This window comes from Amycolatopsis sp. NPDC059021 (assembly GCF_042739895.1).
Lineage (GTDB): Bacteria > Actinomycetota > Actinomycetes > Mycobacteriales > Pseudonocardiaceae > Amycolatopsis.
In genome coordinates, this window is the sequence record NZ_JBHYIQ010000044.1 from 32,219 (window position 1) to 44,022 (window position 11,804).

An 11,804-nucleotide genomic window follows, 5' to 3' on the forward strand; every position below is an offset into this window, starting at 1 on the left:
AACGGTCAATTTCCGGTAACGGCAGGCGGTGATCATTCCGCTCGCCGTGCTTTGCTCCGGTGCGGCACCTACGTTCGGTTCACCCAGAATGGATCGAAACGAGGTGCTGTCATGAAGCACGGCGAGTGGTCCCGGCGTGACTTTTTCCGCCGTTCGGCGGTGTTCGGCGCCGCCGCGATCGGTGGTCCCGTCCTGTTGTCCGCGTGCACGTCGACGTCCTCCGGTGACGCGCTGCAGGCGGCGAAGAGCGCCAAGAAAATCAAGATCGGCATCGCGAACGAATCCCCGTACGGATTCACCGACCAGAGCGGGCGGGTCACCGGCGAAGCGCCCGAGGTGGCGCGTGCGGTGTTCAAGGCGATGGGCATCGACACCGTCGACGCCGAGGCCGTGTCCTTCGATCAGCTGATCCCCGCGCTCAACGCGAAGAAGTACGACGTGGTCGCGGCCGGGATGAACATCACCCAGAAACGCTGTGGCCAGGCGGCTTTCTCGCTGCCGGACTACTCGGCGCTGACGGCTTTGCTGGTGCCGAAGGGCAATCCCCAGCAGGTGCTGAAGTTCGAGGACATCAAGGCGAAGAAGGTCAAGGTCGCGGTGCTCTCGGCGGCGGTGGAGAAGGGCTACGCCACCGACTCCGGGGTCCCCGAGGACCAGATCACCACCCTGGACTCCCAGGACAACCTGCTGCGCGCGGTCACCGACGGCCGGGTCTACTGCGCCGCGCTCACCGACATCTCGCTCAAGGACCTGCTGAAGAAGAATCCCGGCGCCGCCGCCGAGGTGACACAGGGATTCGACCCGGTGAAGGACGGCAAACCGGTGATCTCGGCGGGCGGTTTCGTCTTCCGTACCGGCGACACCTCGCTGCGGGACGCCTTCAACGCCGAACTGAAGAAGCTGCACGACGGCGGGGAATGGGCCAGGATCGTCGCTCCGTTCGGCTTCACCGAGGCGAACCTGCCGAAGCCGGACGTGACCACCGAAAAGCTGTGCGCCGCGTAACGGGTGGCGCGTCATGTCAAACGTGTCGCACATCGTCACGTCCGTCCTCAGTGGACTGACTGCGACGATCGAAGCCGCGCTCGGCGGCATAGCGCTCACCGTGGTGCTCGCGCTCGTCGCCGGCCTCGCACTGCTCTCGCCGTCGCGGATCGTCCGGGGAATCGCGCGGCTGTACGTCGAAATCTTCCGGGGCACCTCGGAAGTCGTGCAGTTGTTCTGGCTGTTCTTCGTGCTGCCCGTGCTCGTCGGTTTCCAGCTCGTGCCGCTGTTCGCGGGCATTCTCGTGCTGGGCCTCAACCACGGCGCGTACGGCGCGGAGATTGTGCGGGGCGCGGTGCGGTCGGTGCCGAAGGAACAGTACGAGGGCGCGATCGCGCTCAACCTGACGCCGACGCAGCGGATGACCAGGGTGATCCTGCCGCAGGCGTTCGTGGAAATGCTGCCCCCGTTCAACAACCTGTTCATCCAGCTGCTCAAGAGCACCGCGCTGCTGTCGTTCATCTCGGCGGGCGAGATCGCCGAACAGGGTGAGCTGCTGCGGCCGGTGTTCGGCGCGGACATCGTCTGGATCTACGCCACCGAACTCGTGCTCTACCTGCTGCTCGCGATCCTGATCACGATCGGGATGCGGGCGCTGGAGCGGTCGGCGGCGCGGCGTCTCGGCCGGACGCCGCCGTCCCGGACCAAGGCCCTCGCGCCGGCGGGAGGTGTGTGATGAACTGGAGCTGGCGGGCGGCGTTCGACTCGCTTCCCTTGCTGCTCAAGGGTTTGCTCGTGACGGTCGAGCTCACACTGCTGGGCTCGGCGCTGGCCTACGCCCTGGGCCTCGTGCTGGCCATTCTGCGCCGCGCGCGGATTCCCGTGCTGTCCCAGGCGATCTGGCTGTTCATCGAGTTCGTGCGCAGCACCCCCTTGCTGATCCAGGTGTTCGTGCTGTTCTGGCTGGTGCCGCCGGTGACCGGGTTCAAGATGTCCGCCTTCGTCACAGGGGTTGTGGCGCTCGGGGTGCACTACGCGACCTACGCGGCCGAGGTGTACCGGGCGGGGATCGAAGCCGTCCCGAAAGGACAGTGGGAGGCCGCGGTCGCGCTGAACCTGCCGCGGGCGCGGACGTGGCGCGCGGTGATCCTGCCCCAGGCCATCCCGCGGGTGCTGCCCGCGCTGGGCAACTACACCATCTCGATGTTCAAGGAAACCCCGCTGCTGCTGGCGATCGGCGTGCTGGACGTGCTGTACCAGGCGAAAGCGGTGGGCGCGGACACCTTCCGCGTCGTCGAGCCCTACACCATGGCCGGGGTGCTCTTCCTGCTGGTGAGCCTGCCCGCCTCGATACTGGTCCGGAGATTGGAACGCCGCCGTGCCCACAGTGTCTGATCCCCCCATGCCCGATCCCCAAGTGCCCGATACCCACGTGCCCGATCCCCACGCGATGATCCGGTTTTCCGGCGTGGTCAAGAGGTTCGGCGCCAACGTCGTGCTCGACGATCTCGATTTCTCCGTCGCGCCAGGGGAATTCGTCTCGCTCATCGGCCCGAGCGGCTCCGGGAAGACGACGATCCTGCGGCTGCTGATGACCCTGGAAAAGGTCGACGACGGCACGATCGAGGTCTGCGGCGACTACCTGAGCCATATGCGTAAGGGCGACAAGCTCGTGCGCGCCGACGAGAAGCACCTGCGTGAGATGCGCCGCCGCATCGGGATGGTGTTCCAGCAGTTCAACCTGTTCCCGAACATGAGCGTGCTGCGCAACATCACCGAGGCGCCGGTCCGTTCGCTCGGCCTCGCCGCCGACGAGGCCGAGGCGCGGGCGCTCGACCTGCTGGACATGGTCGGGCTGTCGGACAAGGCCCAGGCACATCCCACGCAGCTGTCCGGCGGGCAGCAGCAGCGGGTCGCCATCGCGCGGGCGCTCGCGATGCGGCCCGACGTGCTGCTGCTGGACGAAGTGACCTCCGCGCTCGACCCGGAACTCGTCGCGGACGTCCTGCGGGTGCTGCGGGACATCGCGACGAGCACGGATATCACCATCCTGTGCGTGACCCACGAAATGCAGTTCGCCCAGGACGTCTCGGACCGCGTGATGATGTTCGACCACGGCCGGGTGCTCGAGGACGCCGCGCCGGAGAAGCTGTTCAGCGCGCCGGAACACGAACGGACCCGGCGGTTCCTGAAAGCGGTGATCGACCGCGAGTGATCGAGGGCTACCTCGGTGGCAGGCGTACCGGGTCGTAGCGTGACGAGTCGATGGTCTTCGGGCCCAGCCGCGGCGGGTCGTAGCGCGACGAATCGACCGTTTTCGGAGAAGTGGGAGTGCTGGGGGACCGCCGTGCCGAGGTGGACGGTGTGGACGATGTCGAGCCGCCGGTGGCGGAGGAGTCGTCGGAGAGGAGGCCCGCGATCGCCAGGATGGCGACGCCACCCGCGATGAGGCCACCGATCGAGCGAGTGGTGCTCTTGTCGAAAGCGGGGCCTGATCTCCGGGCAGCGGGGGCCGGTGGCCGCGAGGACGGCCTGGTGCGCGGTTCGGTGGCGCCGTAGACGGTGACGTCGCCGACGACCTTGCCGATCTGCACGATCTTGTCGGCGTTGCCGTTCGCCACGTTGACCACGCTGTCCGTCCGGTCCTCCTCGCCGGCCATGATTCCTCCCCTCGCCCGCCTGTTTCCAGGGTAGCGGGGGGCACAGTCTTGTCGATCCCTGTCGATGGCCGAAACGAGCCACCGCGCGCTGCCCGATCGCACCATCGGCCCGCCGACGAAGGGGCAGACCGCTCGACCGGCGGGCCGTGAGGTGATGTCCTCGAACCGGGCTTCGGGACGCACGAACCGCCGGGATCGCACGGCGGTTCGCCGTTCACCGCTCCAGCTCGTCCGGGGAGCCGGGTTCGCGCCACCCGGCTCCCCGGACGATCAGCGGCCCCCGGCTCAGCGGAGTCCCGCGAGTACGTCCTTTGTGGACTGCACGGTCGCGAAGCCGCCACCGTGCAGGTTCGTCGCGGTCGCGCGGCTCAGCTCGTCCGCGGTCAGGACGGCGCCGTCCGGCCCTTCGAGGTCGAAGGTGTAGGTGGCGTCGAGGGCGAAAGTGACGTCGTAGCCGAGGTTTCCGCCCATCCGCGCGGTGGTTTCGCAGCAGAAGTTCGTCTGGATCCCGGCGAGCACGAAGCTTGTGATGCCGCGAGTCTTCAACCACGCATCGAGATCGACGTCGCCGATGAACGCCGAGTTCACCTTCTTGCCGAACACCAGGTCCGGCCGGGCGCCGTCGAGTTCGGCCTTGAAGTCGTTGCCCGGCTGGCCGGGGCGCAGCGGCGAGTCCGGTTTCGCCGAGTCGTGGTGCACGAGGACGATCGGGAGCCGTCGTTCCTGCCAGGCGTCGAGGAGCGCCTTGATGTTGGCCTCGGCGCCGGGATTGTTGCGCGGGCCCCAGAAACCGGGGGCGTCGAAACCGCGCTGGACGTCGATCAGGATCAGTGCCGTGTTCGTCATGCTGACGAGTTTCGCGGGACGTGGCCGCCGCAGGGAGTGGCAGAAGACGCGCGATGCGATACTTTTCTGCCATGCACACGATCGGCGTATTGCTGCTGCCGGGCACCCGGATGTTCGACGTCGCGGTGATCGGCGAGGTCTGGGGCCAGGACCGGACCGAAAGCGGAATCGGGCCGTTCGAGCTGCGCTGGTGCGCCCCCGGCCGGGGGCGCACGGCACTGCACCCGGCCGGTGACCTCGCGGCCACACACGGGCTCGCCGGGCTCGGCGGCTGCGACCTCGTGCTCGCGCCCGGCCGCGTGGACCCGCACGACGACGTCCCGAAGGCCGCCGTCGCGTCGTTGCGCCGGGCTCATCGCGCGGGCAGCGTCGTCGCGTCGCTCTGCTCGGGCGCGTTCACCCTGGCCGCCGCCGGACTGCTCGACGGCCGCGCCGCGACGACGCACTGGGCGCTCTTCGCCGATCTCGAACGCGTCGCGCCCGAGGCGCGTCTCGAGCCGGATGTCCTGCACACCGACGACGGCGACATCCTGACCTCGGCGGGAGTGGTCGGCGGGCTCGACCTGTGCCTGCACCTGGTCCGCCGCGACCACGGCGCCGACGTGGCCGCGACGCTGGCCCGCCGCCTGGTCATGCCGCCCGCCAGGGAAGGCGGCCAGCGCCAGTACGTCGAGAACCCGTTGCCGCCCAAGCCGTCCCGGCCAGGCCTGACGTCCACAATGGACTGGGCGATGGCGCGGCTCGGCGAGGACATCGGGGTGGACGACCTGGTCGGGCACGCGGGCATGAGCGAGCGCACCTTCCACCGCGAGTTCGCCGCGGCCACCGGGGTCACGCCGGGGCGGTGGCTGCGGGTCCAGCGGGTGCGGTACGCGCAGCGGCTGCTGGAGACCACCGACCTGCCGGTCGAGCGGGTCGCCGAGCGGTCCGGGCTGGGGACCGCGGGGAACCTGCGGCGCCGGATGCGGGCCGAGGCCGGCGTCGGGCCCGACTCCTACCGGCGCACGTTTCGTTCCCGCGCGGTGGGGGCTACCGTCGGATCATGGCCGAGTACGAGCACATCCTCGTGAAGCGGGACGGCGAGACCGTCACCGTCACCATGAACCGCGCGTCGCGGCGGAACTCGCTGTCCGCCGAGCACCTCGCCGAGCTGCTCGCCGCGTTCCGCGAGATCGGGCGGACCGACGCGACCGGCATCGTGCTGGCCGGGGCCGGGCCGGTGTTCTCCGCCGGGCACGACTTCGGCGACGTCGCCGCGCGGGATCTGCCGGGCGTGCGCGAACTGCTGAAGCTGTGCACCGAGCTGATGCACACGATGCAGTCGGTGCCGCAGGTCGTCATCGCGCGCGTGCACGGCCTCGCGACCGCCGCCGGCTGCCAGCTCGTGGCGTCGTGTGATCTCGCCATCGCGGCGGAATCGGCCGGTTTCGCATTGCCGGGCGGGAAAGGCGGCTGGTTCTGTCACACCCCGGCCGTTCCGGTCGCGCGGGCCATCGGCCGCAAGCGCCTGATGGAACTCGCGCTGACCGGCGACGTCGTCGACGCCGCCACCGCGCTGTACTGGGGCCTGGTGAACCGGGTCGTCCCGGACGACGAACTGGACGACGCCGTCGCCGAGCTGCTGGCGCGGGCGACCAGGGGCAGCCGCGCGAGCAAGGCGCTCGGCAAGCAGACGTTGTACGCGCAGCTCGACCGTCCCGAGGCGGATGCCTACACGATCGCGCTGGAGGTCATGGCCGCCGCGTCCCAGCTGCCGGGCGCCCGCGAAGGCATGGCCGCGTTCCTCGAAAAGCGCCACCCGGAGTGGCCGGACTGACGCGAGCTTCAGCTCGCGCGTTCGTGGAGCAGGAAAAGGGCGTAGGCGGCAAGGGACTGCGCGTCGGTGAACTCGCCGGCGGCGATCATCTTCTCGACCTCTTCGCGGTGGAACCACGCCGTGCGCATGTCCTGTTCCTCGTGCTCGCGCTCGGGATCGCCTTCGGTGAGTCCGGTCGCCAGGTAGACGTCGCCGCGCTGGCTGGACGTCCCGGGGGCGAGGTCGATCCGGCCGAGGTGGGTGAGCGTCTCCGCGGTCAGCCCGGTTTCCTCGCGCAGCTCGCGGGCGGCCAGCTCCAGTCGCGGCATCTCGGCGAGGTCGGGGGCGGTTCCCTGCGGGAATTCCCAGCGGCGCAGGCCGATCGGATAACGGAACTGCTCGACCAGGTGCAGCCGTTCGCCGTCGAACGGGATGACGAGCGCAAAGGTCGGTTTGTCGACAACGCCGTAGATGCCGGGGCTGCCGTCCGGTCGCCGGATCATGTCCTCGCGCACGGTCATCCAATTGTTCCGGTACACCTCGCGGGACGCGACACGCTGAATGGGGTCCACTGACCCAGTATCACCGAGCCTGTCCTACCCTCGGCGGGTGCGTCTCGTGATCGCTCGCTGCCAGGTCGACTACGCCGGCAGGCTGACAGCCCATCTGCCCATGGCCACCCGGCTGCTGCTCGTCAAGGCCGACGGTTCGGTGTCGGTGCACTCCGACGACCGCGCCTACAAGCCGCTGAACTGGATGAGCCCGCCGTGCTGGCTGATCGAGGACGGCAAGCTCTGGATCGTCGAGAACAAGCAGGGCGAGAAGCTCGTCATCAGCATCGACGAGATCTACCACGACCACGTCCAGGAACTCGGCGCCGAACCGGGGCTGCAGAAGGACGGCGTGGAGGCGCATCTGCAGGAGCTGCTCGCCGAGCACATCACGACGCTGGGCGAGGGACACACGCTGGTGCGGCGCGAGTTCCCGACCGCGATCGGGCCGGTCGACATCATGGCGCGGGACGCGGACGGCCGCAGCGTCGCCGTCGAGATCAAGCGGCGGGGCGAGATCGACGGCGTCGAGCAGCTGACCCGCTACCTCGAACTGCTCAACCGCGATCCGCTGCTGGCACCGGTGCGGGGCGTGTTCGCCGCGCAGATCATCAAGCCGCAGGCCCGCACGCTCGCCGAGGACCGCGGCATCCGCTGCCTGACTCTGGACTACGACGCGTTGCGCGGCATCGAATCCGACGAGTTCCGCCTGTTCTGAGCGTCAGGGCAGCGAGTCCGGCAGCCCGAACGCCGGGAAGTGCTCGGCGCCGACGAACGAGGTGACGTCGGCGATGCGCCCGTCGCGCAGCGTCAGGACGTTGATCGACCACGGCAGGTGCGGTGCTTCGGCGTGCTCGCCGAGATAGCAGGCCACGGCGGGTTGGCCGTTGGCGCTGGTGCTCAGGTGCCGCCAGCTGGGGCACCGGGTCAGCGGGATCTCGACGGCGAAGTCCATGACGGCCTCGATGCCGCGGTACCAGTGCCGCAGCGGCGGCATCGACCAGGTGACGTCCTCGGTGAGCAGCGCGACCAGCGCGCCGGCGTCGCCTCGTTCCAGCGCACCGGCGTATCCGGTGACGATCTCCCGTACGCGGGTGTCGTCGATCTCGCGCAGCGCCCGCTGTTGGGTGCGGGCGGGGACCTTCTCGGCGACGATCTTGCGCGCGCGTTGCAGCGCGCTGTTCACCGACGCCGTGGAGGTCGCCATCGTTTCGGCGATTTCCGCGGCGGAGAAGCCGAGGACGTCGAACAGCAGGAGCGCCGCGCGCTGGTTGCCCGGCAGGTGCTGGCACGCGGCGACGAAGGCGAGTTCGACGGCTTCGCGTTGTTCGTACCGGGCGTCCGCGCCGCCGGTCAGCCCAGCGTCGGGGTAGGGGCCGAGCCACGCGACGTCGTTCAGCGGCGCGTTGTCGAGGACAGCGCGGTCACTGGACGGTCCGAGATCGACGGGCAGGGCCCGGCGCCTGCGGCTCTCGACCAGATCGAGGCAGGTCCGGGTGGTGACGGTGTAGAGCCACGATCGCACCGAGCCGCGGCCCTCGAAACGCGCCAGTCCTCGCCAGGCCCGCACGAGTGCGTCCTGCAGCGCGTCGTCCGCGTCGTGCACCGAGCCGAGCATGCGGTAACAGTGCGCGTGCAGTTCCCGGCGCAACGGCTCGACGAGACGGGTGAACGCGTCGTCGTCGCCTTCGCGAGCACGAGCCAGATCGGGGTCCTCGACGGTCTGCGAAGAAATTTCGCTCACAAGCGATGATTCTGCCCCAGACCGCGAGTCACTTACCGGTGAACACACATTCCAGGCGCTTGACCAGGAGGATTCCATGACCACTCCCACCGTCACCACGGGCACGCTCCGGGTTCCCGGCGCGCGGCTGCACTACGAGCTGCGCGGGGAAGGCCCGCTCGTGGTGCTCGTCGCGGCGCCGATGGACGCCAGATCGTTCGCGCCGCTGGCCGATCTGCTCGCCACCGACCACACCGTGCTCACCACCGACCCGCGCGGCATCTTCCGCAGCACGGTGGACGATCGCGACAGGGACGCGACGCCAGAACTGCGGGCCGACGACCTCTCGCGCCTCATCGCCCACGTCGACGCCGGCCCGGCCGCCGTGCTCGGCTCCAGCGGCGGCGCGGTGACCGCGCTGGCGCTCGCGCAGGCCTGCCCCGAACAGGTCCGGACCGTCATCGCGCACGAACCGCCGCTGCTCGACCTGCTCGACGACCGCGAGCAGCAGCGCGCGGAAACCGAGGAAATCGTCGAGACCTACCTGGCGGGCGACCACGTCGAGGCGATGCGGAAGTTCCTGGCGGCGGCGAACATCGTCATGCCGGAACCGGTGTTCCAGCAGGTCTTCGGCGGCGAACGCGACGCGCAGCAGATCGCCGACGACGACTTCCAGTACCGGCACATGCTGCGCCCGACCGCCTACTGGCAGCCGGATCTCGCCGCATTGCGCGCGGCGGAGCCCCGGATCGTGGTCGGCATCGGCGAGGAGTCGGGCGGTCAGCTCTGCGAACGCACCGCGAAGGCGCTGGCCGCGGAACTCGGCATCGAACCCACGATGTTTCCCGGCGACCACATCGGTTTCGCCGGGGACCCGGTGGCGTTCGAGCCGCGGCTGCGGGACGTCCTGCGCGGGAACTGACCCGGCACTGCCTGCCACGCGATGAGCGCGCCCGGAGTGTCCACAGTGGATACTCCGGGCGCGCTCATCGCGTTGTGCTCAGCCGAAGACGTCCTGGTGCAGCCGGACGAAGTCGGCGAATCCGAGAGCCTGGTGACCGGTGAGATCGGGCACGGTGGAGGTCACCGTGTCCGCTCCGCCGTCCCGGTAGGCGCGGGCGACCTCGATCAGCGCGTCGACCTGGAACTCGGGCATTCCGCGGCTCAGCATCCCCGCGCGGGTCTCGTCGTCCGAGAGCCCGACATAACGCACCGGCCTCCCGAGGACCTCGGAGAAGACCGCCGCGGCCTCGTCGTACGTCAGCGCTCGCGGACCGGTGATGTCGTAGACGCGGCCGTCGTGCCCTTCGGAGGTGAGCACCCGGGCCGCGACCTCGGCGATGTCGCCGACGTCGACGAAGCTGATCGGCGCGGTGACCAGCGGCTGGCTGAACACGCCTGCCTCGCGGATGGACGGCTGGCGCAGGAAGTTCTGCAGGTAGAAGTTGGGCCGCAGGAACGTCCACGGCAACCCGGACTCGCGGAGCGCCTGCTCGGCCGGCCAGTGCAGGCGCGCGATCGGCGTGAGCTGTTCGTCGGCTCGCCAGACGGACAGCTTGACGACACGGACGCCCGCCGCGCGGGCCGCCTCGACCACGGCGAGTTCCTGCGCCGTCTGGTCCGGGCCCGTCGCGGCGAGCAGGAACACTGCGCGGACACCCGCGAACGCCGGTCCGAGCGTGGCGGGCACCGCCAGGTCGAGGGTCACGGCGTCCTGTCCGGATCGGATCGCCGCGGCGGTTTTGCGCGGATCGCGGTAGGCGGCGCGCGTGGTCACCCCGTCGGCCTTCAGGCGCGTCAGCAGTGCGGTTCCCACGTTCCCGCTCGCGCCGGTCACCAGAATCATCGTCATCTCCCCAGGTTGTGGCCGCGAGTCTGCCAGAAACCGGGGGCACGATCAGGCCCGGCGCGGCGGCGTCCCGCACGACGCGCCGGAGACGGTGAACGTCCGCGGCGCGTCGTCCGGGAGGCCCCGGCGGGCCGTGCCCGCCGCGCGAAGATGTGCCCCGATACTTGCCCGGAATGATGCCGAATCGAGCCCGAATTACCGGTATCCGTAAGCGGGTGCCGCGCTCTGCATGTGGAGGTAAATAACAGGATACTGGCTACGATTGTGACCGAATCATCACGGATTATTCCGGTGATCCGCCAAACAGGTGAGAGCTGTCCGCAATTTATGAGAAGTGTGTCACACTGGAATTCGAGGGGTTCCGCCGGTTGCCGGTGTGAGGCTTCGGGCGCGCTGTGTGGCGGACGGTTTTCTTGCCCGCCAAGGATTTCCATCCTCCGTGGAATGTGTGCGTGCTCGTGTCTGCCTGCTGGTGTGGGCCGTATTCATGCCCAGGTTTGAGGAGGAAACAATGCGCTACCGACCTCTCGGTTCGGACCCGGTCGACTCGCGGCTCGGGCGTTTCGTGCCGGACGACTGGCAGCACGTGGAAAGGTATCCGCTGACCGCGCTGCCCGCCGGGGAACGGCCGTCGAGCGCGCCGGTCGTCATCGGTATCAACTGGTACAGCGAATTCGATCATCCCGAGCAGGACAAGACCTCCGGTGAGTATTTCATCGCCAAGGGCGGCGCCAAGTCGCTGACCACCATCCGCGGTGGGCACTGCGTGTGCCTGGAGCCGGGCGGCGCGCCGGACACCGACGCGTGGTACGCCTTCTACAACCAGGGGAACGAGGGTGCCTGCGTCGGCTTCGGCTGGTCACGCTGCATGTCGATCTTCAACGGTGACGAGTACACCGCGCGCTGGCTGTGGGACGCGGCGAAGAAGCGTGACGAATGGCCGGAGACCAATCCCGGTGACGAAAACGGGACGTCGGTGCGGGCCGGGGCGCAGGTGCTCAAGGCGCTGGGTCATGTGCTCTGGAACGAGGCGTACGCCGACGACGACTGGCACAAGCGCGAGACCTACGTCCCGGAGGTCAAGCAGGGCATCAAGGCCTTCCGCTGGGCCAAGACGGTCGAAGACGTCCACGCCGTGCTCGGCAACACGCGTGCCGACCAGCTCGGCGCCGTCCCGATCCTCAACTCGTGGGGCCCGAACTACCCGCACCGGACCTATCTTCCCGACGACGTCCTCGCCCGGCTGATCGGCGAGGAGGGCGAGATCGCCGTACCGACCGATCGCTGAGTTTCCCCCGCAGGACCGTGAAGGGCGCCCTAAACCCGCGGAACCCCCCGGAAGAGGGCCGGACACCGGGGGGGGCGGGGTTAGAGTTGTGGGGGGGGGGGGGGGCCC

At 69.2% G+C, this 11,804-nt stretch carries 14 protein-coding genes; 9 read left to right on the plus strand and 5 right to left on the minus strand.

The features are described from left to right. Nucleotides 1-111 precede the first annotated feature (111 nt). Genes ehuB through ehuA form a run of 4 tightly spaced genes read left to right on the plus strand, consistent with a single transcriptional unit; the run spans nt 112 to nt 3,199 of the window. On the plus strand, nt 112-1,005 hold the full coding sequence (ehuB, locus tag ACFWX1_RS24960) for an ectoine/hydroxyectoine ABC transporter substrate-binding protein EhuB (protein ID WP_378391133.1): 894 nt from the start codon (nt 112-114) through the stop codon (nt 1,003-1,005). 13 nt (nt 1,006-1,018) lie between these two features. After that, nucleotides 1,019-1,720: an ectoine/hydroxyectoine ABC transporter permease subunit EhuC gene (gene ehuC / locus ACFWX1_RS24965; RefSeq protein ID WP_378391135.1), complete on the plus strand. Its 702-nt coding sequence runs from the start codon at nt 1,019-1,021 to the stop codon at nt 1,718-1,720. Then, a complete protein-coding gene (gene ehuD / locus ACFWX1_RS24970) occupies nt 1,720-2,379 on the plus strand; it encodes an ectoine/hydroxyectoine ABC transporter permease subunit EhuD (RefSeq protein WP_378391137.1) in 660 nt (219 codons plus the stop codon). Before ehuC ends, ehuD begins: the two co-directional genes overlap by 1 nt. Nucleotides 2,380-2,434: 55 nt before the next feature. Continuing rightward, on the plus strand, nt 2,435-3,199 hold the full coding sequence (gene ehuA, locus ACFWX1_RS24975; RefSeq protein WP_378391216.1) for an ectoine/hydroxyectoine ABC transporter ATP-binding protein EhuA: 765 nt from the start codon (nt 2,435-2,437) through the stop codon (nt 3,197-3,199). 7 nt (nt 3,200-3,206) lie between these two features. Here the strand turns inward: ehuA and ACFWX1_RS24980 are convergent, their stop codons facing one another. After that, nucleotides 3,207-3,644 (minus strand): hypothetical protein, encoded by a 438-nt coding sequence (locus ACFWX1_RS24980; RefSeq protein WP_378391139.1) that lies wholly within the window; start codon nt 3,642-3,644, stop codon nt 3,207-3,209. A gap of 285 nt (nt 3,645-3,929) precedes the next feature. Further along, nucleotides 3,930-4,490, minus strand: coding sequence for a cysteine hydrolase family protein (locus tag ACFWX1_RS24985; RefSeq protein WP_378391141.1), 561 nt, complete (start codon nt 4,488-4,490; stop codon nt 3,930-3,932). Between the two features lie 71 nt (nt 4,491-4,561). On the opposite strand from ACFWX1_RS24985, the gene ACFWX1_RS24990 reads away from it, so the two are divergent. Further along, nucleotides 4,562-5,560, plus strand: a complete 999-nt coding sequence (locus ACFWX1_RS24990) for a GlxA family transcriptional regulator (RefSeq protein WP_378391143.1) — start codon at nt 4,562-4,564, stop codon at nt 5,558-5,560. Next, the gene (locus tag ACFWX1_RS24995) at nt 5,533-6,306 is read left to right on the plus strand and encodes an enoyl-CoA hydratase-related protein (protein ID WP_378391145.1); all 774 of its coding nucleotides are present in this window, start codon (nt 5,533-5,535) and stop codon (nt 6,304-6,306) included. Before ACFWX1_RS24990 ends, ACFWX1_RS24995 begins: the two co-directional genes overlap by 28 nt. Nucleotides 6,307-6,314: 8 nt before the next feature. On the opposite strand, the gene ACFWX1_RS25000 is transcribed toward ACFWX1_RS24995, so the two are convergent. Next, on the minus strand, nt 6,315-6,857 hold the full coding sequence (locus ACFWX1_RS25000) for an NUDIX domain-containing protein (RefSeq protein WP_378391147.1): 543 nt from the start codon (nt 6,855-6,857) through the stop codon (nt 6,315-6,317). 37 nt (nt 6,858-6,894) lie between these two features. Between ACFWX1_RS25000 and nucS the strand changes: the two genes are divergently transcribed. Next, nucleotides 6,895-7,554 (plus strand): endonuclease NucS, encoded by a 660-nt coding sequence (nucS, locus tag ACFWX1_RS25005; RefSeq protein WP_378391148.1) that lies wholly within the window; start codon nt 6,895-6,897, stop codon nt 7,552-7,554. Between the two features lie 3 nt (nt 7,555-7,557). On the opposite strand, the gene ACFWX1_RS25010 is transcribed toward nucS, so the two are convergent. Then, entirely contained in the window at nt 7,558-8,580 is a 1,023-nt protein-coding gene (locus tag ACFWX1_RS25010) for a sigma-70 family RNA polymerase sigma factor (RefSeq protein ID WP_378391149.1), read from the minus strand. A 76-nt stretch (nt 8,581-8,656) separates the two neighbouring features. Between ACFWX1_RS25010 and ACFWX1_RS25015 the strand changes: the two genes are divergently transcribed. Continuing rightward, on the plus strand, nt 8,657-9,481 hold the full coding sequence (locus ACFWX1_RS25015; RefSeq protein ID WP_378391150.1) for an alpha/beta fold hydrolase: 825 nt from the start codon (nt 8,657-8,659) through the stop codon (nt 9,479-9,481). A 78-nt stretch (nt 9,482-9,559) separates the two neighbouring features. Here ACFWX1_RS25015 and ACFWX1_RS25020 read toward each other — a convergent pair whose 3' ends face one another. After that, the gene (locus ACFWX1_RS25020) at nt 9,560-10,411 is read right to left on the minus strand and encodes an SDR family oxidoreductase (protein WP_378391152.1); all 852 of its coding nucleotides are present in this window, start codon (nt 10,409-10,411) and stop codon (nt 9,560-9,562) included. A 508-nt stretch (nt 10,412-10,919) separates the two neighbouring features. Here ACFWX1_RS25020 and ACFWX1_RS25025 point away from each other — a divergent pair. Further along, complete coding sequence (locus ACFWX1_RS25025) at nt 10,920-11,696, plus strand: hypothetical protein (RefSeq protein ID WP_378391154.1); 777 nt, start codon at nt 10,920-10,922, stop codon at nt 11,694-11,696. The last annotated feature ends 108 nt before the right edge of the window (nt 11,697-11,804 follow it).